Annotated in this window: 23 protein-coding genes; 6 read left to right on the top strand and 17 right to left on the bottom strand. The window is 69.0% G+C overall.

Translation table 11 applies throughout. From position 1 onward, the window contains the following. Positions 1-51 precede the first annotated feature (51 nt). The 11 genes from mtrA to EQ874_RS07585 all read right to left on the bottom strand — a co-directional run bounded on the left by mtrA (position 52) and on the right by EQ874_RS07585 (position 9,821). A complete protein-coding gene (gene mtrA / locus EQ874_RS07535) occupies positions 52-738 on the bottom strand; it encodes an MtrAB system response regulator MtrA (protein ID WP_170318473.1) in 687 nt (228 codons plus the stop codon). Then, entirely contained in the window at positions 735-1,400 is a 666-nt protein-coding gene (locus EQ874_RS07540; protein WP_129976411.1) for a dTMP kinase, read from the bottom strand. Before EQ874_RS07540 ends, mtrA begins: the two co-directional genes overlap by 4 nt. Before the next feature lie 31 nt (positions 1,401-1,431). Further along, positions 1,432-2,901 carry an adenosylhomocysteinase gene (gene ahcY / locus EQ874_RS07545; protein WP_016934217.1) on the bottom strand — a complete coding sequence of 490 codons (1,470 nt, stop codon included), beginning with the start codon at positions 2,899-2,901 and terminating at the stop codon, positions 1,432-1,434. Positions 2,902-3,014: 113 nt separating this feature from the next. Further along, on the bottom strand, positions 3,015-3,620 hold the full coding sequence (locus EQ874_RS07550; RefSeq protein WP_064065276.1) for a TetR family transcriptional regulator: 606 nt from the start codon (positions 3,618-3,620) through the stop codon (positions 3,015-3,017). An 84-nt stretch (positions 3,621-3,704) separates the two neighbouring features. Beyond that, complete coding sequence (locus EQ874_RS07555) at positions 3,705-3,890, bottom strand: rubredoxin (protein ID WP_016694878.1); 186 nt, start codon at positions 3,888-3,890, stop codon at positions 3,705-3,707. Continuing rightward, on the bottom strand, positions 3,887-4,054 hold the full coding sequence (locus EQ874_RS07560) for a rubredoxin (RefSeq protein WP_064065325.1): 168 nt from the start codon (positions 4,052-4,054) through the stop codon (positions 3,887-3,889). Before EQ874_RS07560 ends, EQ874_RS07555 begins: the two co-directional genes overlap by 4 nt. Before the next feature lie 2 nt (positions 4,055-4,056). Continuing rightward, complete coding sequence (locus EQ874_RS07565; protein WP_129976412.1) at positions 4,057-5,301, bottom strand: alkane 1-monooxygenase; 1,245 nt, start codon at positions 5,299-5,301, stop codon at positions 4,057-4,059. A 208-nt stretch (positions 5,302-5,509) separates the two neighbouring features. Beyond that, positions 5,510-6,790 carry a mannose-6-phosphate isomerase, class I gene (gene manA, locus EQ874_RS07570; RefSeq protein WP_129976413.1) on the bottom strand — a complete coding sequence of 427 codons (1,281 nt, stop codon included), beginning with the start codon at positions 6,788-6,790 and terminating at the stop codon, positions 5,510-5,512. Then, positions 6,790-7,875, bottom strand: a complete 1,086-nt coding sequence (locus EQ874_RS07575; protein ID WP_064065279.1) for an SIS domain-containing protein — start codon at positions 7,873-7,875, stop codon at positions 6,790-6,792. The genes manA and EQ874_RS07575 overlap by 1 nt, the downstream gene beginning before the upstream one ends. A gap of 102 nt (positions 7,876-7,977) precedes the next feature. Beyond that, a complete protein-coding gene (locus EQ874_RS07580; protein ID WP_064065280.1) occupies positions 7,978-9,348 on the bottom strand; it encodes a phosphomannomutase/phosphoglucomutase in 1,371 nt (456 codons plus the stop codon). A gap of 77 nt (positions 9,349-9,425) precedes the next feature. After that, positions 9,426-9,821, bottom strand: coding sequence for a DUF3499 domain-containing protein (locus tag EQ874_RS07585; protein ID WP_172506056.1), 396 nt, complete (start codon positions 9,819-9,821; stop codon positions 9,426-9,428). Positions 9,822-9,908: 87 nt separating this feature from the next. Between EQ874_RS07585 and EQ874_RS07590 the strand changes: the two genes are divergently transcribed. Beyond that, complete coding sequence (locus EQ874_RS07590) at positions 9,909-10,403, top strand: metallopeptidase family protein (RefSeq protein ID WP_129976414.1); 495 nt, start codon at positions 9,909-9,911, stop codon at positions 10,401-10,403. Positions 10,404-10,526: 123 nt separating this feature from the next. Here EQ874_RS07590 and EQ874_RS07595 read toward each other — a convergent pair whose 3' ends face one another. Continuing rightward, complete coding sequence (locus EQ874_RS07595) at positions 10,527-10,793, bottom strand: WhiB family transcriptional regulator (protein ID WP_167352118.1); 267 nt, start codon at positions 10,791-10,793, stop codon at positions 10,527-10,529. A gap of 334 nt (positions 10,794-11,127) precedes the next feature. Here EQ874_RS07595 and cofD point away from each other — a divergent pair, with 334 nt between their 5' ends. From cofD to EQ874_RS07610, 3 genes are read left to right on the top strand one after another with little or no spacing between them, the layout of a single operon-like run. Continuing rightward, on the top strand, positions 11,128-12,117 hold the full coding sequence (gene cofD / locus EQ874_RS07600) for a 2-phospho-L-lactate transferase (protein WP_129976415.1): 990 nt from the start codon (positions 11,128-11,130) through the stop codon (positions 12,115-12,117). After that, positions 12,117-13,484, top strand: a complete 1,368-nt coding sequence (locus EQ874_RS07605; RefSeq protein ID WP_129976416.1) for a coenzyme F420-0:L-glutamate ligase — start codon at positions 12,117-12,119, stop codon at positions 13,482-13,484. The genes cofD and EQ874_RS07605 overlap by 1 nt, the downstream gene beginning before the upstream one ends. A 2-nt stretch (positions 13,485-13,486) precedes the next feature. Then, on the top strand, positions 13,487-14,041 hold the full coding sequence (locus tag EQ874_RS07610; protein WP_129976417.1) for an NUDIX domain-containing protein: 555 nt from the start codon (positions 13,487-13,489) through the stop codon (positions 14,039-14,041). 43 nt (positions 14,042-14,084) lie between these two features. On the opposite strand, the gene EQ874_RS07615 is transcribed toward EQ874_RS07610, so the two are convergent. The 4 genes from EQ874_RS07615 to rfbD are packed head-to-tail and all read right to left on the bottom strand — an operon-like array spanning position 14,085 to position 17,794. Beyond that, on the bottom strand, positions 14,085-14,849 hold the full coding sequence (locus tag EQ874_RS07615) for an SGNH/GDSL hydrolase family protein (protein ID WP_064065286.1): 765 nt from the start codon (positions 14,847-14,849) through the stop codon (positions 14,085-14,087). A 14-nt stretch (positions 14,850-14,863) separates the two neighbouring features. Then, positions 14,864-15,949, bottom strand: coding sequence for an NDP-sugar synthase (locus EQ874_RS07620; protein WP_064065287.1), 1,086 nt, complete (start codon positions 15,947-15,949; stop codon positions 14,864-14,866). Next, positions 15,939-16,865 carry a glycosyltransferase family 2 protein gene (locus EQ874_RS07625; RefSeq protein WP_051017577.1) on the bottom strand — a complete coding sequence of 309 codons (927 nt, stop codon included), beginning with the start codon at positions 16,863-16,865 and terminating at the stop codon, positions 15,939-15,941. The genes EQ874_RS07620 and EQ874_RS07625 overlap by 11 nt, the downstream gene beginning before the upstream one ends. 59 nt (positions 16,866-16,924) lie before the next feature. Further along, positions 16,925-17,794 (bottom strand): dTDP-4-dehydrorhamnose reductase, encoded by an 870-nt coding sequence (rfbD, locus tag EQ874_RS07630; protein WP_064065288.1) that lies wholly within the window; start codon positions 17,792-17,794, stop codon positions 16,925-16,927. A 349-nt stretch (positions 17,795-18,143) separates the two neighbouring features. Between rfbD and EQ874_RS07635 the strand changes: the two genes are divergently transcribed. Both EQ874_RS07635 and EQ874_RS07640 read left to right on the top strand, forming a co-directional pair. Continuing rightward, positions 18,144-19,637, top strand: coding sequence for an LCP family protein (locus EQ874_RS07635; protein WP_129976418.1), 1,494 nt, complete (start codon positions 18,144-18,146; stop codon positions 19,635-19,637). 36 nt (positions 19,638-19,673) lie between these two features. Then, on the top strand, positions 19,674-20,384 hold the full coding sequence (locus tag EQ874_RS07640) for a TIGR03089 family protein (protein WP_064065289.1): 711 nt from the start codon (positions 19,674-19,676) through the stop codon (positions 20,382-20,384). Here EQ874_RS07640 and EQ874_RS07645 read toward each other — a convergent pair. Beyond that, entirely contained in the window at positions 20,362-20,757 is a 396-nt protein-coding gene (locus EQ874_RS07645; protein WP_037224883.1) for a hypothetical protein, read from the bottom strand. The two genes, EQ874_RS07640 and EQ874_RS07645, sit on opposite strands and share 23 nt — an antisense overlap. Between the last annotated feature and the right edge of the window lie 38 nt (positions 20,758-20,795).

Genomic DNA, 20,795 nt, shown 5'->3' on the forward strand with positions numbered 1-20,795 from the left:
CCAGCGGCAGCGTCCTACGCGTGATACGCCGCCGAAGCCGGTAGGTTCGGATCACGGCGGTCCGGCCTTGTAGCCGACCCCCCGCACCGTGAGCACCGCCTCGGGATTCTCGGGATCCTTCTCGACCTTCGCGCGCAAGCGCTGGACGTGGACGTTCACGAGCCGGGTGTCGGCGGCATGCCGGTAACCCCAGACCTGTTCGAGCAGGACCTCACGGGTGAACACCTGGCGCGGCTTGCGCGCGAGGGCCACGAGCAGGTCGAACTCGAGAGGCGTGAGCGAGATCGCCTCGTCGCCGCGGGTGACCTTGTGGGCGGGGACGTCGATGGTGATGTCGCCGATCGTCAGGACCTCGGCCGGTTCCTGCTCGGTGCGGCGCAGACGGGCCCGCACGCGTGCGACGAGTTCCTTCGGCTTGAACGGCTTGACGATGTAGTCGTCGGCGCCGGATTCGAGGCCGAGGACGACGTCGACCGTGTCGGACTTGGCGGTGAGCATCACGATCGGCACACCCGAATCCGCGCGGAGCACGCGGCAGACGTCGATGCCGTTCATGCCGGGGAGCATGAGATCGAGCAGGACGAGGTCGGGCCGGATCTCACGCACGGCACCGAGCGCCTGCGTGCCGTCCCCCACCACGAACGGTTCGAATCCCTCGCCGCGCAGCACGATCGTGAGCATCTCGGCCAGCGCGGTGTCGTCGTCGACTACCAGAATCCTCGGCTTCATAGCCTCTATCGTGTCACCCCTTCACCGTCGTGAAGCAGATTTGAGATGTGAACGGCGAGTTGTGGCGCGGAGGTCTGCGGGCCCGCGACCTCCCACGGAGACATCCACTGCTGCTGCGCGAGCCCGTCGTACACCGCGCCCGTGCGTTCCTGTAGACCGCCGTCGCGCTCGTAGGCGTCGCGGTCTCGGTCCGCCTCGGTCGCGGCGCGGCGGCGGGCGCGCTCCGCGGCCAATTCGACGGGAACGCGGAGCAGCACCTGCAGATCGGGTACCGGAAGCCCGAATCGTTCGAACTCGAGCCGGCGGATCCACTCCACCGCCGGGCCGGTCGCGTCCTCGTTCCGGCGCGCCGCGGTGTACGCGGCGTTGGACGCGACGTACCGGTCGAGCAGCACGATGTCGTTGTCGGCGAGCAGTTTCCGCAGTTCGTCGGCCGCATCACGACGGTCGAGGGCCCACAGCAGGGCCATCGCCTCGACGCTCGAGGCGGTGTCGCCGTGGTGCCCGCGCAACGCCTCCGCGCCCAGATCGGCGTGGATCGACTTCCCGTAACGCGGGAAGGCCAGCGTCGCGACCTTCCGTCCGGCCTCGCGCCAGGTCTCGACGAGACCGGCGGACAACGTCCGTTTGCCGGCCCCGTCGAGACCTTCGACGACGATCAGATCACTCATGCGCTCCGCGTTTCCCGTCGAGTGCCCGGGATCAGTAGCGGTAGTGCTCGGGCTTGTACGGGCCCTCGACGTCGACGCCGATGTACTCGGCCTGTTCCTTGGTCAGCTTCGTGATCTGCCCGCCGAGCGCCTCGACGTGGATCTTCGCGACCTTCTCGTCGAGATGCTTGGGCAGGCGGTAGACCTCGTTGTCGTACTCGTCGGGCTTGGTCCACAGCTCGATCTGGGCGATCACCTGGTTCGCGAACGAGTTGCTCATCACGAAGGAAGGGTGGCCCGTGGCGTTGCCGAGGTTGAGCAGGCGGCCCTCCGACAGGACGATGATCGAATGACCGTCGGCGAAGGTGAACTCGTCGACCTGCGGCTTGATGTTGATCCGCGTGACGTCGGCTGCGCGCTCGAGGCCGGCCATGTCGATCTCGTTGTCGAAGTGGCCGATGTTGCCGAGAATGGCCTGGTGCTTCATCGCCTTCATGTGCTCGAAGGTGATGATGTCCTTGTTGCCCGTCGCGGTGATGACGATGTCGGCCCGGCCGATGAAGTCCTCGACCGTCACGACGTCGTAGCCGTCCATCATGGCCTGCAGCGCGTTGATCGGGTCGACCTCGGTGACCGACACGCGTGCACCCTGGCCGCGCAGCGCCTCGGCGCAACCCTTGCCGACGTCGCCGTAACCGCACACGAGCGCGGCCTTGCCGCCGATGAGCACGTCGGTGCCGCGGTTGATGCCGTCGAGCAGCGAGTGCCGGGTGCCATACTTGTTGTCGAACTTGCTCTTGGTGACCGAGTCGTTGACGTTGATCGCCGGGAACGCGAGTTCGCCGGCCGCCGACAGCTGGTACAGGCGCAGCACGCCGGTGGTGGTCTCCTCGGTGACGCCCCGGACCGACTCCGCGACGGTGGTCCACTTCTTCGAATCGGCGGCGAGCGAGCGGCGCAGCAGTTCGAGGAAGACCTTGTACTCGGCGGAGTCCTGCTCCTCGTCGATCGGCGGGACGACGCCGGCCTTCTCGAACTGGGCACCCTTGAGCACGAGCATCGTGGCGTCGCCACCGTCGTCGAGGATCATGTTGGCGGGTTCACCGGGCCAGGTGAGCATCTGCTCGGCAGCCCACCAGTACTCCTCGAGAGTCTCGCCCTTCCACGCGAAGACCGGGACACCCTCGGGCTCCTCGGCGGTACCGTGCGGGCCGACGACGATCGCCGCGGCGGCGTGGTCCTGGGTGGAGAAGATGTTGCACGACGCCCAGCGCACCTGCGCACCGAGGGAGACGAGCGTTTCGATGAGCACAGCGGTCTGGACCGTCATGTGCAGCGAGCCGGAGATCCGTGCGCCCTTCAGCGGCTGCACCTCCGCGTACTCGCGGCGCAGCGCCATCAGGCCCGGCATCTCGTGTTCGGCGAGCCGGATCTCCTTGCGCCCGAATTCGGCGAGGGACAGATCGGCGACCTTGAAATCGAGACCGTTGGCCCGGTCGGCGACGAGCGTGGTGTCGGACACGTGCAGATGCCTCTTCCTGTCGGCAGACAATGGTGGTTCCAGGCTATACAACCTGAGCAAGGATCGGCCGAGCAGATCGTCCACCGACGGTTCCGCCCCGGCCGACCGGCCGGTCAGCCGCGGACGGCGGCCCGTTCGACGAACGGCACGAGCAGATCGGCGAGGTCGGCGGCGACGTCGCGCCCCGAAGCCGGAGGCATGGAGACGAAACTCAGCGCCACCCGCACGACGGCGCGCGCCAGGATCCCGGCGTCGGATTCGGACGCCGCGATCCAGCTGTGATGGAAGGTCTCGGTGAGGCGGCCCGCGCCCCGCTCGAGGATGGGGGCGGCGTCGGTGGTGATCAACCGCAGCAGGTCGGGCTTGGCCTCACCGCTCAGCAGCGACTGCACGAGGGGGTCGGCGGCGGAGGCCTCGAAGAAGAACGCGAAGCCGTCGACGAGCGCGGCGCGCGCATCCCCGACGTGCGCGTACACCGAATCGGCCACGGCGTCGACGAACTCGTCGACCAGCCGCAGCGCGTAGCCCTGCGCCAGGCCCTGCCGGGAGGAGAATTCCTTGTAGAGGGTCTGCCGGCTGATGCCGGCGGTCCGGGCGACGTCGCTCATCGTGACGGCCGACCAGTCGCGTTCGAGCAGCAGCTCCCGCATGGCGTCGAGGATCGTCGAGCGCAACAGCACCCGACTGGCCTCGTGGAAGGGAACCCGCGCGTTCGGCATGGGAGGAACGCTCTCACGCACGGATGTGCTCGTCAAAGCAACGCGAACCGTGATCCACCGTGCTGTGATTCACCGCACAGGGGTTCACCGGCGGACGATCTCCACCATCTCGAAGTCGGCCTTGGCAGCACCGCAGTCCGGGCAGGACCAGTCGTCGGGGATGTCCTCCCACCGGGTGCCGGGCTCGATGCCCTCGTCGGGCCATCCCTCGGCCTCGTCGTATTCGAAACCGCACACCAGACAACGGAACAAGCGGTAATCGGTACTCACGGGGTGTACTCCTCGAAATCGATCTTCTCCCGGACTCCGCAGTCGGGGCACGGCCAGTCGTCCGGCACCTCGGACCACGCGGTGCCGGGCGGGAAACCCTCCCGCGGGGCGCCGGCACTCTCGTCGTAGGTGAACTCGCAGACGGGACAACGGTAGGACGCCACGATCACTTCCCTTCCGCGGCAGGGTGATCCACTACTCCGTAGCGGGCGAGGATCTTCTCGCGGCGACGCGGCTCGATGTTCGCGCGGGTGATGTCGCCGTCGTAGTGGTCGAGCACACGATGATCCATGACCTTGCGCCACAACGGTGGGATGTAGGCGAGGGTGATCATCGTCGCGTAGCCGGCCGGCAACTGCGGCGAGACCTCCATGCTTCGCAGGGTCTGGTAGCGCCGGGTGGGATTGGCGTGATGGTCGCTGTGCCGCTGCAGGTGGTAGAGGAAGATGTTCGTCACCAGATGGTCGCTGTTCCAGCTGTGCGCGGGCGAGCAGCGTTCGTAACGCCCCTTACCGGTCTTCTGCCGGAGCAGGCCGTAGTGCTCGAGATAGTTCACGACCTCGAGCAGCGAGAAGCCGAAGATCGCCTGGATCACGAGATACGGCGCGATGGAGAGACCGAAGACGCCGAGGAGCACCGCGTACAGGGCGACGGAGATCGCCCACGCGCTGAGGACGTCGTTGTGCACGCTCCACACCGGCTTGCCGAGCCGTTCGAGGCGGGCCCGCTCGAGACGCCATGCCGAACGCAGACTGCCGACCACGCTGCGCGGCAGGAAACGCCAGAAGCTCTCCCCGAACCGCGCCGAGGCGGGATCCTCCGGAGTCGCGACGCGCACATGATGCCCGCGATTGTGCTCGATGTAGAAGTGGCCGTAGAAGGCGGGGGCGAGAGCCCACTTCGACAGGCGCCGTTCGAATTCGACCTTCTTGTGACCGAGCTCGTGCGCCGTGTTGATCCCGATGCCCGCGACCACGCCGACCGAGATGGCAAGACCGATCTCCGACACCACGCCGAGGCCGCCGTCGATGCCGAGCCAGGACAGGTCGTCGGCCGACCACAGATAGCAGGCGAAGATCAGCGACGCGAACTGGAAGGGCAGATACAGGTAGGTGCAGTAGCGGTAGAAGCGGTCGTTCTCGAGTTGTTCGAACAACTCGTCGGGAGGGTTCTCCCCGTCGGGCCCGACGAACAGGTCGAGCAACGGTACGAGGACGTAGATCAGCAGTGGGCCGATCCACCACAGGACCGGGGTGACACTCTGCAGTCCGAGCTGGTTACCGCCCCACACCAGCGCGGTGGCGACGAACAGGGCCGTCGGAGGCACCAGCCCCAGAAGCCACAGATGGCGTTTGCGGTCGCGCCATGGGAAATCGGGCCGGGCCACCGAATCCGCCGATGCCGTACTCATGTCGGGTCTCCTCATCACCGTCGATAACGCAGAGCACGCCATCCCCTTGGTGACGCACACCACTCATAGCTTGACTCTAGAACGGTATTCGTCCGGCGTCTAGACATTTGATCGAATTTGTAAATCTCGCGAGTGGTGGCGGGAAACGACGAAGGCGAGCCCGTGCGGGCTCGCCTTCCGTTCGAATCGGTCCCGACCGGGACCCGGCTCAGGACTCGTCGACCACCGATGCCGACACCTCGCCGAGGCGGGCCCGGAAGACCTGCGTGTCCGCGGCACAACCGTGGACGGCCGGCCGCCGATCGCAGGCCGACAGCCACGCCGAGTCGCCGGGCTTCAGCGTCACCGACTCGCCCTCGCATTCGACCCGCACATCGCCCGCGGTGCACAACAGGATCTGGGGGCCGTCGGCACCGACCTCGAGGGCGTCGCCGGCGCCGAGGTCGATGCGCGACAACGCGAACTCCGGCGCCGGAGTGCGGTAGCGGCGTTCGGCCGGGCCGAGCTGCCCCGGATCGGTCGCTGCCGAGATCTCCGGGACGGCTTCGAGGATCGGCACCGACGCCGCGCCGAAGTCGAGCACGCGCAGCAGTTCGGGCACGTCCACGTGCTTGGGAGTGAGACCGCCGCGCAACACGTTGTCGGAATTCGCCATGATCTCGACGCCCATGCCGTGCAGATAGGCATGCAGATTCCCCGCGTCGAGATAGAGTCCCTCCCCCGGCTGCAGAGTGATGCGGTTGAGCAGCAGGGACGCCAGCACCCCGGCATCGCCCGGGTAGAAATCCGCCAGCTGCAGAGCCGTACGCACCTCCGGAACGAAGTCGCGTTCACCGTCCCGGCCGGTGGCGAGATAGGTCACGCAGCCGTCGAGCACACGCGGCAGCAGCGCCGCGAGAGCGGGCGGAGGCAACGTGATCCAGGTGGTGAACAGCGCCCGCAGACCACTCGAATCGGGTTGTCCCGCGAGCAGTCCCACATAGGGGTCGAGCTCCGGGACCGCCAGCGCCTCGAACAGCTCCACCGTCCGCTTCGGATCGCGGAAACCGGCGAGCGCCTCGAATCGCGTCAGCGCCACCACGAGTTCGGGCTTGTGGTTCGCGTCCTTGTAGTTGCGGACGGGCGAGTCGATCGGGATTCCCAGTGCTTCCTCGCGAGCAAACCCCTCGGCCGCCTGGCGGGCACTGGGATGCGCCTGCAACGACAAGGGCTCCTCCGCTGCCAGGAGCTTGAGGAGGAAGGGCAGCCGGGGACCGAACGCCCCCACAGCGCGGTCGCCGAGATGTCGCTGAGGCTCGGCCGACAGCAGATCGAGCAGCGAGTGCTCGTCGCCGTCCGAATCCACCAGCCTGGCAGGATCTGCCGGATGCGCACCGAGCCACAACTCGGCCTCGGGGTGATGGGACGGCACAGTGCGGCCACGCAAGGTGGCGATCGCGGTTCGCGATCCCCACGCGTACGAGCGCACCGCACCTTCGAGTCGGTGCACTATCTCCCCCCTGCCAATCCGAGATATGCAGCCGCCATCTCTGTGCGGACGGTCAACACTGCCACCTGTTCCAGCACGGTCGGCACCGTGCTCGACTCGAATTCTCCGACCACGGACATCACTTCCACATCCGGTAGTGCCGCCGTCCTCCGCTGCGCCGCCGACCGGTCGGGGTCCGTGCTGAGCACGAACACCCGCGCCGGTGCGATCGGCGCCGGTCCGTCCAGTTCCTCGTCGTGGAAGAACGGGTCGTAGTTCTCACCGCTCGCGGTGACGACGGCCATGAGCCGATCGCGCGCGACCAGAACGTCGCCGAGCGCCGCGGCACCCGAGACCACCCCCGCCTCCTGCAGCAAGGATTCCGACGCGTGCCGGGCGAGCACCGTCGTCGCGGCGGAATCACCCGCGAACACCACTCGGCGCGATTGCATGCGCACCGCGAGCGACTTCGCAGGATTGTGGAAGACCTCGTTCTCCGGATGATTGCGCGCCGCTTCCTCGTCGGCCGTGTCGGCCACGTCGGCGAGCGGTGGCACACCGGCGATCCGCACGGCGCGCTGCAGCACACCGAGCACAGCGCAGAACACCGCGACGTGCCGGGCGAGCACGTACCGCGTCCGGACGCGGATCCGGGGCGGCAACGACATCGCGCGGCCGGCCGCGACCGCCCGCACGGGACCCTCGTCCGGCGCGTCGACGACGACCTCCGCGCTGCGCCGCAGTCCGGCGTCGATGCTGCGGGCCAATTCCGGATCGCCGGCATCGTTTCCCGAGACCACCACGACGTCGAGCGCACCCACCCAGGGCGGGGTGGCCGGTGCGGCGACCAGCGGTACACCGGCCCGGTCCCCGAACAACGCGACGACCAGTTCGGCGGCCGATCGGGCGCGGGCATCGGTGCCGACGAAGACGACACTGCGAGGATGCATGTCGGTGAGCCGACCGAGCACACCTTCGTCGACCGCCGCGGCGACCGCACGGATCTGGGCACCGCCGAGGGCCGCGCTCCTGAGGATGCCGTCGACATCGGCGGCGAGCAGACCGCCCGCATCGTCGAAGTCGAACAGCGGTGAGGGTGCCGTCACGACCGCATCACCTTCCTTCCGCCGCCGCGACCTCGGCGAGCCACCTGACCGAGCCCGGCACGCCATGCACCGGCACCTCGATTATTCCTGTTGTCCCTCCGTCTACGCACGAACGACAGAAAGGATCTCCTTCACCAATGCCTCGACCTCACCGTCCGTGCGCGCCTCCACGTTGAGTCGCAGCAGCGGCTCGGTGTTGGACGCGCGCAGGTTGAACCACGCGTTGTCGGGCAGGTCCACGGTGACACCGTCGAGCCGGTCGACCGACACCGCGCGATCCTCGAACGCCGCGACGACCGCCTCGGTGCGCTCGGCCGCGTCGACGACCGTCGAATTGATCTCTCCCGACGCCGCATACCGGTTGTAGGAGCTCATCAACTCGGAGAGCGGGCCGTCCTGCGAGGCCAGCGCGGCGAGTACGTGCAGTGCCGCGAGCATGCCCGAGTCGGCGCCCCAGAAGTCGCGGAAGTAGTAGTGCGCCGAGTGTTCGCCGCCGAAGACGGCGCCGGTCTCGGCCATCTGCTGCTTGATGAACGAATGCCCGACCCGGGTGCGGACGGGCTTGCCGCCCTGCTCGGTGACGAGTTCGGGCACCACCCGCGACGTGATCAAGTTGTGGATGATCGTGGAACCGGGTTCCTCGGCGAGTTCGCGGGCTGCGACGAGCGCCGTCACCGCCGACGGCGTGACCGGCTCGCCGCGCTCGTCGACCACGAAGCAGCGGTCGGCGTCGCCGTCGAAGGCCAGGCCCACATCGGCGCCGGACTCGACGACCAGACGCTGGAGGTCGACGAGGTTGGCGGGGTCGAGGGGGTTGGCCTCGTGATTGGGGAAGGTGCCGTCGAGTTCGAAGTACAGCGGGACGAGGTCGACGGGCAGGGCGCCGAAGACGGCGGGGACGGTGTGGCCGCCCATCCCGTTACCGGCGTCGACCGCCACCGTGAGCGGTCGCATCTGCGCAAGGTCGACGAGACCGCGGACGAACGAGGCGTAGTCGTCGAGGACGTCGCGCTCGGTGATGCTGCCGCGCTCGCCCTCGTAGGCGGGAACACCTTCGACGAGATCGGCCGAGATCTGCGCCAGACCGGTGTCCTGACCGACGGGCTTGGCACCGGCACGGCAGAGCTTGATGCCGTTGTACTTCGCAGGGTTGTGGCTCGCGGTGAACATCGCGCCGGGTGCGTCGAGCAGACCCGACGCGAAGTAGAGCTGGTCGGTGGACGCGAGTCCGATGAGCACCACGTCGAGTCCTCGGGAGGTGACCCCGTCGGCGAAGGCCTGGGACAACGAGGGGGACGAGGCGCGCATGTCGTGCCCGATCACCACGCGGTCGGCGCTGCCCTCGCTGCGCAACAGGCGTGCGAACGACGCTCCGACCTCGCGGACGAACTCTTCGTCGATCTGCTCCCCGACGACTCCCCGTACGTCGTACGCCTTGATGACCGCTGACACCGACTCGGCAGCTCTCGCCACTGTATTGACTCCTGAACCTCGACTCGTGCGATGCCGTCCTCCGCGACATCGCACTCGCTCAGCCTAGTGCGAACGGCTCAGGACGTGGGATCGGGAAGCACACGCAGGTGCCCACGTCGGCCGGTGCGCGTGGTCGGCGGCACGACGGCCCGCTGGGGTTCCTCGGCATCGTCGTCGGCCGAGTCGGAGCGGGAACGCTCACCCAGTCCGGCCTCGCGTACGGCCTCGGCGAGGGCGGTCAGATCGTCCTCGTCGGGGGTGCCCGACGAGAACGCTCCCTCGTACCGGACGAGTTCCCATCCCTTGGGGGCCGTGATACGTGAACCGTGCATCTCGCAGAGATCCCACGAGTGCGGTTCCGCGACGGTCGCCAGGGGGCCGACGACGGCGGTGGAGTCCGAGTACACGTAGGTCAGCGTCGCAACAGCAGGGTTCTTGCACCCAGGCCGGCAGCATCGACGCAGTGTTCTCACGACTGGGAGCGTAGCGCGCCGAGCGCTCCAGGACTATTCGGACACACCGAAACGGGCGGCGGATTTTCGTGTCGTAGTGTCCATGGCATGGTCCGCGCACGACGTTCCCGCCCTGTGTCGTCCCGTTCCGTGGCACGCCGCGGCAGAGGAATCCGCGGTCCCCTGGTCCCGCAGAGCCTGCCCGCCTGGAAGACCCGCGCCGAGAAGTTCGACCTGCTCGTACTCGGGGCGTTCGCGCCGATCGACGCGCGCTGGCACGACCGCCTCACCAAGCTCGACATCGCCGTGGACGAGGTCCCGAAGATCCGGGCGCGCGATCCCGACTCGGTGAACTGGCCCGACGAAGTGGTCGCCGACGGGCCGGTGCCACTGTCCCGGCTCGTGCCCGCCGGGATCGATCGACGAGGGGCCGCCACCCGGGCGCGGATCGTGCTGTTCCGTCGCCCCCTCGAGGTGCGAGCGAAGGATCCGGACGATCTGACGGATCTGGTCCACGACGTCCTCGTGCACCAGGTGGCCACTTATCTCGGCGTCGAACCGGAAGTGGTGGATCCGACACTCGACGAGGACGACGAGGACTGAGAAACGTTCCGGACACATGACGAAGGCCGGGTTGCTCGTCCCCCACGGCCGCAACCCGGCCTTCGTCATCCGATTCGGTGTTTCACTCGGTCCCGTACTCCCCGTACCGGGCCGAACTCCTCGTCAGACTATTCCGCGCTTGAGGCGACGGCGTTCCCTCTCGGAAAGCCCGCCCCAGATACCGAACCGCTCGTCGTGAGCGAGGGCGTATTCGAGACATTCGTCCCGGACTTCACACCCCATGCAGATGCGCTTGGCCTCTCTGGTGGATCCCCCCTTCTCGGGGAAGAATGCCTCCGGATCGGTCTGCGCACAGAGCGCACGCTCCTGCCACTGCTCCTCGCCATCCGCAGGGTCGCCGAATCCCGAAATCACACTCAGGACGGGCACCCCGACGTCCGGGTAGTCACAGACAGCCTCGACTGCAGTATCGCTTCGAATGAGCTCGAAGCTGTCGCGCTCGCCGGCCATTGTCCCTCCTCACCTGCAGCGCCGAATCATGACCGGGGATCAACCCGCTGCCATCCCTCGAATACTCGTTCGAATGCGGGTTCACCGCAAGGAATCTCGAATTCGATTATCGAATGACATGTATGTGATTAGACACTTCGGGTGTGTCGCGGTCAAGCGGAGCGGCGTTGTTCACATATCATCGGCCGCTTTGCCGAAACGCGTTTCGGACGGCGCGCGACCGGGTAGATGACGCACCGCTTAGGCTTGGGCCGTGAATGTGACTGTATTGGTCGGAGGTGTCGGTGGGGCGCGTTTTCTCTCAGGTTTGCGCCGACTTCTCGATATTTCTCCCGGCGTCGAGCCGAATCCGGACGCGGCACACCGCATCACCGCGATCGTCAACGTCGGCGACGACGTCTGGATGCACGGTCTGAGGATCTGTCCGGATCTCGACACCTGCATGTACACCCTGGGGGGTGGGATCGACACCGAACGCGGCTGGGGCCGTGCGGGCGAGACCTGGAACGCGAAGGAGGAACTCGCCGCCTACGGTGCGATCCCCGACTGGTTCGGTCTCGGCGACCGCGACATCGCCACGCATCTCGTCCGCACGCAGATGCTGCGGACCGGCTATCCGCTCTCCGCCGTCACCGAAGCACTGTGCACCCGGTGGAAACCCGGCGTGACCCTGCTGCCCGTCTCCGACGACCGCAGCGAGACACACGTCGTCATCACCGATCCCGAGGACGGTGAGCAGCGCGCCGTGCACTTCGAGGAATGGTGGGTCCGCCACCGCGCCCAGGTGCCGACCCACAGCTTCGCGCACATCGGCGCGGAGGAGGCGAAGCCGGCTCCCGGAGTGGTCGAGGCGATCGAGAACGCCGACGCCGTCCTGCTGGCCCCGTCCAATCCTGTCGTGAGCGTCGGCGCGATCCTCGCGATCCCGGGTATCCGGGGCGCATTGCGCACCACGTCCGCGAAGATCGTCGGCCTCTCCCCTGTCATCGACGGCAAGCCCCTGCGCGGGATGGCCGATGCGTGCCTGGACGTCATCGGGGTGGAGACCACCGCCGAGGCCGTCGGCCGGTACTACGGTGCCCGCTCCGGCACGGGCATTCTCGACGGGTGGCTCGTGCACTCGACCGACCGCGCCGAGGTACCGGGCGTCGAGGTCCGGTCCGTTCCCCTGCTCATGACCGACACCGACGCGACGGCCGACATGGCCCGCGCCGCCCTCGAGCTCGCCGGAGTGAACCTGTGATGCCGGACGCCGTCGCCGACCCCTCGGTGCGCGACCACGCGCCGGGCGGTCCCATCGAGATCCTGCCCGTCCCCGGGCTTCCCGAGTTCCGCCCGGGAGACGACCTGGCTGCGGCCGTCGCCCGGGCCGCACCGTGGCTGACCGACGGGGACGTCCTCGTCGTCACGAGCAAGGTGGTCTCGAAGGTCGAGGGACGGATCGTCGCCGCACCCACCGATCCCGATGCCCGAGACGCACTGCGCCGGCGTCTCGTGAACGAGGAGGCCGTGCGCGTGCTGGCCCGCAAGGGCCGCACCCTCATCACCGAGAACAAGCTGGGCATCGTGCAGGCGGCCTCCGGGATCGACGGGTCGAACGTCGACAGCGCCGAACTCGCGCTGCTGCCCGAGGATCCCGACGCGAGCGCCTCCGCCCTCCGCGAGCGGATCGGTGCGCTGCTCGGCGTGCGGGTCGCCGTGGTGGTCACCGACACGATGGGTCGCGCCTGGCGCAACGGGCAGACCGACGCCGCGATCGGGTCGTCCGGGCTCCCCGTCCTCCACGGCTACGCGGGCTCGCACGATTCGCAGGGCAACGAACTGCAGGTGACGTCCGTGGCGGTGGCCGACGAGATCGCCGCGGCCGGCGATCTCGTCAAGGGCAAGCTCGGCGGTGTGCCCGTCGCCGTGGTGCGCGGACTCGACCTGCCCGACGACGGCTCCACCGCCCGCGCCCTGCTCCGCAGCGGCGAGGACGACCTGTTCTGGCTCGGCACCGAGGAGGCCCTCGAACGCGGCCGGCGCGAGGCACTTCTGTTGCGCCGGTCGGTGCGGCAGTTCGCTGCCGAACCCGTCGACCCCGAGGATCTGCGCGAGGCGATCGCCGAGGCCCTCACCGCCCCCGCACCCCACCACACCCGCCCGGTGCGGTTCGTGTGGGTGCGCACCGAACAGGTCCGTCGGCGGCTCCTCGACCGCATGCGCGAGAAGTGGGCCGAGGATCTCCGCGGCGACGGACTCGACCCGGTGGCCGTCGAACGCCGCCTCGCCCGCGGCGCGATCCTCTACGACGCGCCCGAGGTGATCGTTCCGTTCCGGGTGCCCGACGGCGCACACCACTACCCCGACGCGCGTCGCACCGCCGCCGAGGCCACGATGTTCACCGTGGCCGCCGGCGCCGCGGTCCAGGGCCTGCTCGTGTCCCTGGCCACCCGCGGCCTGGGGAGCTGCTGGATCGGTTCGACGATCTTCGCGCCCGAAGTGGTCCGCGGGGAACTCGGGCTGCCCGCCGAATGGTCGCCGCTCGGAGCGGTCGCCGTCGGCTACCCGCTCACCGAACCGGAACCGCGCGAACCCGCGGATCCGGGCGACGCCCTCGTGGAGCTGTAATCGTGTCGGCGCGTTCCCTGCACGCCTCGGCGATCGACCGGCTCACCACCTGGCACACCGACTCCGAGGACGCCGAGTCGCTGCGGCACACCATGCTGGCGTTCCTCGATTCGGCGCCCGACGGGTGTCTGCGCGAGCACGTGCCGGGGCACATCACGGCATCGTCGATCGTCCTCGACGCCGATCACCGCAACGTGCTGCTCACCCTGCATCCTCGGGTGGGGCGGTGGATCCAGCTCGGCGGTCACTGCGAGGCGTCGGACGAGACCGTCGTCGCCGCGGCACTGCGCGAGGCCACCGAGGAATCGGGCATCGCCGATCTGGTGATCGATCCGGATCTGCTCTCGGCGCACACCCATCCGATCACGTGCTCGCTCGGAGTACCCACCCGGCACCTCGACCTGCGGTTCCTGGTGACGGCACCCGTGGGCGCCCGGCCGGTGCGCAGCGACGAGTCCACCGACCTGCAGTGGTGGCCGGTCGACGCGCTGCCACCGGAGGCCGAGCACGAGACGATCGCGCACCTGGTGCGGCTCGCGGCGGCCCGACGGGCCTGAGACACCCGCGCTCGTCCCGGCGGGCCGCCGGGACGAGCGGAGGTCAGAACCGGATCGGTCCGAGCTCGGGATATTTCGGGGTGATGCCGTCGCCGGAGGAGACTCCGCGCAGTCGCCGCCCGATCCAGGGGACGAGGAACCCCCGCATCCATGCGCGGTCCGCGGCACGTTCCTGGGCCCGGGTGAGGACGGGTGCCTCGTCGAACTCCACCGGTCCGAGATCGTGTTCGACACCGAGCAGGTCGAGAACGCGGATCGCCATGTTGTGGTGGCCGGCCGCGGACATGTGCAGCCGGTCGAAGTCCCACATGCGCAGATCCCGGTACTCGTCGAAACGCCAGAAGTCGACGATGGTCGCGCCGTGCCGGTCGGCGATCGCCCGGACGAGCTCGTTGTACACGGCCCAGCGGCCGCGCAGGATCCCGAAGACCGGCGCCCAGCTGCCGTCGTAGGCCGTCCACATCAGGACGCGGGCGCCGGTCGCGGCGAGCTTGCCGACCGCCTCGTCGTATTCCGCCGCGAGCGCGTCGAGGTCGAGTTTCGGACGCATGAGGTTGTTGCCGCCGGCGTAGATCGTCACGAGATCGGGACGCATCGCCACGGCGGTCTCGAGCTGCTCGTCGATGATCGGTCGCAGCAACCTGCCCCGGATGGCGAGGTTCGCGTACGCGAAGTTCTCCGACCGGCGCGCCAGCTCACCGGCGACGAGATCGGCCCAGCCGCGTACCCCGTTGGGACGCGCCGGATCCGGATCACCCACACCCTCGGTGAACGAATCACCGAGGGCCACGTACCTTTCGAAACCCACTTCGACCTCTCGACTCACACGTCGGTACTGAACCGGATACCGCCGTCGGGGATCTTCACTCCCGGCCACACCCGGGCACCGCGCAGCAGCTCGCATCGCGCACCGATGTCGGCGCCGTCACCGATCACACCGTCGCGGATCAGGGCCCGCGGACCGACCCGTACACCGAAACCGATGATGCTCCGTTCGACCACCGCACCGGCCTCGACCCGCGCACCGTCGAAGATCACCGCGCCGTCCAGGCGGGCACCCGCACCGATCTCGGCGCCGCGGCCGACGACCGTGCCGCCGATGAGCAGGGCGCCCGGGGCCACGGAGGCACCCGGATGCACGAGCGACTCGCCGCGCTGCGGCGGGAGCGCCGGGGACGGAGCGATACCGCGGACCAGATCGGCCGAGCCACGGACGAAGTCCTCCGGGGTTCCCATGTCGCGCCAATAGGCCGCGTCGACGTGCCCGTACACCTTCTTGCCCTCGGTCAGCAGCGTCGGGAACACCTCGCGCTCCACCGACACCGGACGGCCCTCGGGGATCTGCTCGATGATCTCGCGGCGGAAGACGTAGCAGCCGGCGTTGATCTGATCGGTCGGCGGGTCCTGAGTCTTCTCGAGGAAGGCGGTCACCCGGCCGTCGTCGTCGGTGGGGACGCAGCCGAAGGCACGCGGATCGCTCACCCGCACCAGGTGCAGGGTCACGTCCGCCTCGGTCCGCACGTGGGTGTCGAGCACCGCACCGAGATCGGTGCCACCGAGCACGTCGCCGTTGAAGACCATCACGTTGTCGGCGCGCAGCTTCGGCAGCACGTTGCGGATACCGCCGCCGGTGCCGAGCGGCTCGGTCTCGGTGACGTATTCGATCTCGAGGCCGAAGTCGGAACCGTCGGCGAAGTGCTGCTCGAAGACCTCGGCCTTGAACGAGGTGCCGAGGACGACGTGTTTGATGCCCGCCTCACGGATCCGCGCGAGCAGATGGGTGAGGAAAGGCACCCCCGCGGTGGGCAGCATCGGCTTGGGTGCCGACAGGGTGAGCGGCCGTAGCCGCGTGCCCTGTCCACCGACCAGAATCACCGCATCGGTGTGCGGTGCCGACTCACTCGTCATCGTCTCCCCTGTTCACTGTCGTGCCGACCCGAATGTCCCGGTCGGTCCTCCCGTTCCGACGCTCCCGCACGGCTGCCGCGACCGCGACCCGCGATCGCACCGCGAGCCCGGCCCGCAACGCCCATCGCAGCGGCGCCTGCCACCGATGGGGGTGGCGGTCCGCCTGGAAGCGGTAGGCACTCTCGTGGTGTGCCGGGAGCATCAGTTCGGGGTGCCGTCCGGCCGCGTGGCCCTTGGCGTGCGTGACCACCGCGGACGGCACGTACACGTTGAGCCAGCCCGCCCGGCCGAGCCGGTCGCCCAGGTCCACGTCCTCCATGTACATGAAGTATCGCGAATCGAAGCCGTCGATCGAATCGAACGCCGCGCGTCGCAGCAGCAGGCACGATCCGGACAGCCAGCCGACGGGGCGCTCGCCGATCTCCTCGTTCTCCTGGCGGTAGCGGCGTGTCCACGGGTTGGCGGGCCAGACGGTGCCGAGCAGCGCGTGACCGGCACCGGACGCCAGGGTGGGGACGGTGCGCGCCGAAGGGTAGACGCTGCCGTCGGGTTCGTGGATCAGCGGTCCGAGCGAGCCGGCGCGCGGCCAGCGACGCGCCGCCTCGAGCAGTTCGTCGATCGAACCGGGGTGCCACCGGACGTCCGGGTTCACGACGATCACGAACTCCGCGGACGGGTCGATCTCGGCGACCGCGCGATTGATCGCCCCGCCGTATCCGATGTTTCCCCCGGTCCGGAGCAGCCGCACGTTCTCGTGTGCCGCCTCGGCGGCCTCGGGAGCACCGTCGGTCGAACCGTTGTCGGCCAGGATCACCTGTGTCGGCAGAACGGTCGCGGAGGTGAGCGAGGTGAGAAAGTTCTCGAGGTGCTCACCGGGCGAATAGGTCACCGTCACCACGGCCAGCGTCGAATCCACGCCGGTCACCTTAGCGACCTCGGCGGTGTGCGACACCTCACGGGCCGTTTCCTCACACGTCATCGCGCGGGCGGCACGGTTCCGCCACCGGCGATCGCCTCGTGCAACGCCTCCCGCCACGGACGGAAGCGCGTCAGGCCGGCACCGATCCAGGCACTGTCGTCGAGCACCGAATAGGCCGGCCGCGGCGCGGGGCGGACGAACTCGTCGCTGCCACAGGGCTGCACCCGCTCCGGGTCGGCGCCGATCTCCTCGAAGACCGCCCGGGCGAGGTCGAACCACGTCGCTTCTCCGGCGTTCGTGGCATGCAGGATCCCACCGGGGATCCGGTCACCGTGCCCGGCGAGTTCGATCAGTCCGTCGGCCAGGTCGCGCGCGTAGGTGGGGCAACCACGTTGGTCGTCGACGACGCGCAGGGTCTCCCGCTCGCCCTCGAGCCGCCGCATGGTCGCGACGAAGTCGTTGCCGTCGCCGGTGTACACCCAGGCGGTGCGCACCACGTGCGCGGTGGGAAGCACCTCCAGCACCGCCCGTTCACCGGCGAGTTTGGTGCGGCCGTAGGCGGTGCGCGGGCCGGTCGGCGCGTCCACGCGGTAGGGCTCGGTCGCGTCGCCGGCGAAGACGTAGTCGGTGGAGACATGGACGAGATGCGCGCCCTTGTCGGCACACACCGCGGCCAACACGCCCGGGCCCGTGCCGTTGACCTCGGCGGCCCGGTCCTCGTCGGTCTCGGCGGCGTCGACGGCGGTGTACGCCGCGGCGTTGACGACCACGGAACCGGGTTCGACCGCGGCAGCCACGGCCTGCGGGTCGGTGATGTCGACCTCGGACGATCCGACACCGCGGATCGGTATTCCCGCCGCCGTGCCGCGGTTCACGAGATGACGGCCGAGCTGGCCACGGGCTCCGGTGACGAGAACGCTACGCACTCGAAGAAGTCTGGCACGCCGGAGTGGTGTGCGCCGAGCGAGCGCACCCACCAGTAGCCTTCACTCGAGAGACTCGACCATCGACCCGTAACACCCACAGGAGGAGCACCAGGTGCCGCCAGAGCCGCGTCGCCGCACCGGAAGGCGTCCCAGTTCGACGGGACGCCGCACCCGTGCGGGCGATCCGACAGCTGCCGACGGCAGGTACCGCCGCGAACCGCGCGCCGGGCGGTCCCGTCCCGATTCTGCCGCCGGGCAGCCCCGTCACGATTCTGCCGCCGGGCAGCCCCGGCGTACCGCCCGGCGCCGGCCGCCCCCTCCTGCCGGGGCCACGCCGGGAGAAGTGCGGGTGTACAACGGCAGGCCGTGGCAGATCGCCGTCGCGATCGCGGCGTGCCTCGTGCTGGTCGTCACCGGTGTGGCCTGGCGCAGCGTCGACGCGTTGCAGTCGTCGCTGGCGTCGGTACGGGGGCTCGCCCTCGGCGACGGGGAGGACGGTGCCGTCGACATCCTGCTGGTGGGTACGGACAGCCGTACCGACGCGCACGGCAATCCCCTCTCCCAGCGCGAACTCGACGCGCTGCGCGCAGGTGAGGAAGTAGCGAACAACACCGACACCATCATCCTGATCCGCGTGCCGAACGACGGCCGGTCGGCGACCGCGATGTCGATCCCGCGCGACACCTATGTCGAGGTTCCCGAGATCGGGATGTCGAAGATCAACGCGGCGTACGGCGCCACGAAGGCGAACCGGCGCACCGAACTGATCGAGGCGGACGCCGACACGAGCGAGGCCGAACTCGAAGCCGAGTCCACCCAGGCGGGCCGGGAAGCCCTGATCGAATCGGTCGCCGACCTCACCGGGGTGACGGTGGACCATTACGCCGAGGTCGGGCTTCTCGGGTTCGTGCTGCTCACCGACGCCGTCGGCGGTGTCGACGTGTGCCTGAACGCGCCTGTGGACGAACCGCTCTCGGGTGCGAGGTTCGACGCAGGTGTGCAGACCCTGCAGGGTTCGGATGCTCTGAGTTTCGTCCGCCAACGTCACGATCTTCCCCGCGGCGATCTCGACCGGATCGTACGGCAGCAGGTGTTCATGGCGTCGCTGGCACAGAAGGTGCTCAGCGCCAAGACCCTGTCCAATCCGTCCAAGGTGAGTCAGCTGACCGCCGCGGTGCAGCGGTCCGTGGTGCTCGACTCCGATTGGGACATCATGGCGCTGGCCACCCAGCTGCAGGGCCTGGCCGGAGGCGACGTGACGTTCTCGACGATCCCGGTGCAGGACATCAACGCGATGACCGACTACGGCGAATCGGTGGTCCAGGTGGATCCGGACGAGGTACGCGACTTCGTCGCCGAGTTGATCGGCCGGGAGCCCGACGGCAGCGAGACCACCTCCACGCCGGTGCCCGCCCCCGACATCGACGCATCGGCCGTCACGGTCGATGTCGCGAACGCCGGATCGGTGTCCGGACTGGCCTCGCAGGTCGCTGCGGCTCTGTCCGCCGAGGGATACGTCGAGGGCGAGGTGGGCAACTACACCGGTTCCGGCGTGGGAACCTCGACGGTCTTCGGTGCCGACGAGGACTCCGACGAGACCCGCGCGGTGGCGGCGGCACTCGGTGGCCTCGACACCGCGTCCGATCCCTCGCTGCCCGCCGGCACCGTGCGGGTGGTGCTCGCCGGCGACTACACCGGTCCGGGCTCGGCGTCCTACACGGGGTCGTCCACGGCCGCGTCCGCCGCCGACGTCGGTGTGAGCCCGGCCGGTGGCACCGCCACCCCGGCTCCCGCCGCACCGCCCATCGATGCGGGATCCGACGGCCCGCGCTGCGTGAACTGACAGCTGCATGAACCGACATCCTGGAAGAAGACAATCGTGACCACCCTGACCGACGCCCTGCTCGACCCGATCCTCGCCGACGATCCGGCGGGTCCGCGGATCACCTGGTACGACGACGCGACCGGTGCACGCATCGAACTGTCGGCCCTGACCCTCGCGAACTGGGCCGCCAAGACGGCCAACATGATTCGCGAGCAGTTCGGCGTCCTTCCCGGCGGTCGCGTCGCAGTGCTGCTGCCCGCGCACTGGCAGAGCGCCGCGGTGCTGCTCGGTGCGTGGTGGGCCGGTACCGAGGTCGTGCTCGAGGCCGATCCGGACGCCGAGCTCGCTTTCGTCACTTCCGACCGGCTGGACGAGGTCGATGCGATCCCCGAGGTCGCGGCACTGTCGCTCGATGCCTTCGGCGCCCCCGTGCGCGACCTGCCGCCCGGGATCACGGACTATGCGACGGATGTGCGGATGCACGGAGACCAGTTCCGGTCCTCGGGGTCGGGCGATCAGGTCCTCGCCGGACGCTCCGTGCCGGACGTCGTGGCGGCGGCGAAAGATTCGGCCGCCTCCGCGGGGATCCGCGGCAGCGATCGCGTGTTGTCGAGCCGTGATTGGTCCGATCCGGACGCACTCGTCGACGGCCTGCTCGCCGTGCTCGCGGCGGGGGCCTCCCTGGTGCAGGTGAGCAATCCCGATCCGGACGCGACCGAACGACGCGTCGCGAGCGAGAAGGTCACGGTTCGCCTGGACGGGTAACGCTGCGCTCGGTGCGGTAGCCGCCGTCCGCAAGACCCGCCTCGATCTCGAATCTGTTGCGGGGACCGGGGTTGCGGAGTTCCTCCGCCAGGTAGCGGACCGCGAATCCGAGTCCGTATCGCGCCCACTGGTCGACGTGGATCGCCTCGTGCCGCACCAGGCGGCGCGGCGGAGCCTTCCGGGTGAGGAAGACCCCGCCGACGGTGGTGCCGCCGCGCGCGAACCCGCCACGCATGCCGGTGGCGACGTAGAGGCCGTACTCGGGATCGAATGTCACGGTGCCGCCCCACAGTCGCGCCCAGCACAGCGCCAGCATCGTCACGACCCGCACGGCGGGCACTCCCCGCGCTGCCCGGGTCGTGCGGTCGGGCATTCCGATTCCGTTCGCCACGAACCGATTCTACCGACCCG

Source organism: Rhodococcus sp. Q1, from assembly GCF_004153645.1.
Lineage (GTDB): Bacteria > Actinomycetota > Actinomycetes > Mycobacteriales > Mycobacteriaceae > Rhodococcus > Rhodococcus gordoniae.

What these genes read in the sequence shown, in the direction of transcription:
- EQ874_RS07620 (WP_064065287.1), bottom strand. Translation starts at nt 15,949, where the DNA reads ATGACGAGTGAGTCGGCACCGCACACCGATGCGGTGATTCTGGTCGGT.
- EQ874_RS07540 (WP_129976411.1), bottom strand. Translation starts at nt 1,400, where the DNA reads ATGAGTGATCTGATCGTCGTCGAAGGTCTCGACGGGGCCGGCAAACGG.
- EQ874_RS07590 (WP_129976414.1), top strand. Translation starts at nt 9,909, where the DNA reads ATGGTCCGCGCACGACGTTCCCGCCCTGTGTCGTCCCGTTCCGTGGCA.
- EQ874_RS07645 (WP_037224883.1), bottom strand. Translation starts at nt 20,757, where the DNA reads ATGCCCGACCGCACGACCCGGGCAGCGCGGGGAGTGCCCGCCGTGCGG.
- EQ874_RS07550 (WP_064065276.1), bottom strand. Translation starts at nt 3,620, where the DNA reads ATGCCGAACGCGCGGGTTCCCTTCCACGAGGCCAGTCGGGTGCTGTTG.
- EQ874_RS07565 (WP_129976412.1), bottom strand. Translation starts at nt 5,301, where the DNA reads ATGAGTACGGCATCGGCGGATTCGGTGGCCCGGCCCGATTTCCCATGG.
- EQ874_RS07605 (WP_129976416.1), top strand. Translation starts at nt 12,117, where the DNA reads ATGCCGGACGCCGTCGCCGACCCCTCGGTGCGCGACCACGCGCCGGGC.